The sequence below is a fragment of the Vibrio sp. Vb0667 genome (assembly GCF_033391095.1).
Window position 1 is genome coordinate 1 of the sequence record NZ_JAWPOL010000319.1, and the last position, 1,124, is coordinate 1,124.

Here is a 1,124-nt window from a genome sequence, read left to right on the forward strand (position 1 = left end):
GTATTTATCATGTTGATTTTCTTTATTGTTACCAGCTCTTTCGTGCGAGAGTCTGGTGTGGAAGTGAACCGCCCTCAAGCATCGAACGTGGTCAGTCAAAAAGACGCAGGTATTTTCATCGCCATTACGGCAGCAAACGATGTATACATCGACAAACGCTTGGTCGATCTGGAACGCGTAGAAGCATCTATTGAGCACCTATTGCTAGACCAGCCAGATGCATCGTTAGTGATTCAGGCTGATGAACACGCGTACAACGGCACCGTTGTGAAAGTGATGGATGCCGCTAAAGGTGCTGGCGTGAAGAACATTGCACTGGCAGCGGAGAAACCTTAATGGGTAGGCTGTTAATTGCGTTACCAGCGTCATTATTGATCGCCGTGAGTTTGTTTAGCTTTATGGCGTGGATGGTCGATAATGGCAATCAACGCGCACCAAAACCGTCTGAGGCAGTGCGTTTTGATATGGTCATGGTTGAAAACGATGCCGATGTGCAGCGTCGTCAACGTTCAGTACCAGAGCAGCCAGAGCCACCTCAAGCACCAGAGCCGATGGAGCTGTCTCAAGCCAACACGCAAGTTGAGCCGATGAGCCAAGTAACACCGATCAGCGCGCTTGGGTTAAACACGGCGTTAGATGGTATTGCGATTAATGCGCCAAACCTAAAGGGAACCATGGGCAATCAACAAGCGTTACCGCTGTATAAAGTTGAACCTCGTTACCCAAGTAAAGCATTAAAACGCAAGGTTGAAGGCTATGTGATCATGCGCTTTACGATTGACACGACAGGTCGTCCAAAAGACATTGAAGTGATCGATGCAGAGCCAAAGCGTATGTTTGAAAAAGAAGCCATTAGCGCGTTGAAGAAGTGGAAATACCAACCCAAAGTTGAAAATGGTGTGTCGATTGAGCAGTTCGGACAAACCGCAAAAGTGGAGTTCAAATTAGGCAAATGATGAAGAAATTCTTAATCACAACGCTGCTTAGTTTGACCGCAGCCAGTGCGATAGCTCAAGAGCTTAGCCAGTACACCGCATCTAGAGTGCAGCGTGCGCACAGCTTAGCTCAAGAAGAGAAGCTTAAAGAAGCGATCTCAACTCTCGAATCGTTAGACCTATCGCGTG

Annotated in this window: 2 protein-coding genes; both read left to right on the forward strand. The window is 47.6% G+C overall.

Annotated features, from left to right (window positions below; genetic code table 11):
- Positions 1 to 336: biopolymer transporter ExbD (locus R8269_RS25585; RefSeq protein WP_318222959.1), on the forward strand; the 336-nt coding region annotated here is incomplete at its 5' end.
- The gene (locus tag R8269_RS25590) at positions 336 to 956 is read left to right on the forward strand and encodes an energy transducer TonB (RefSeq protein ID WP_005484262.1); all 621 of its coding nucleotides are present in this window, start codon (positions 336 to 338) and stop codon (positions 954 to 956) included. The genes R8269_RS25585 and R8269_RS25590, both read left to right, overlap by 1 nt.
- The last annotated feature ends 168 nt before the right edge of the window (positions 957 to 1,124 follow it).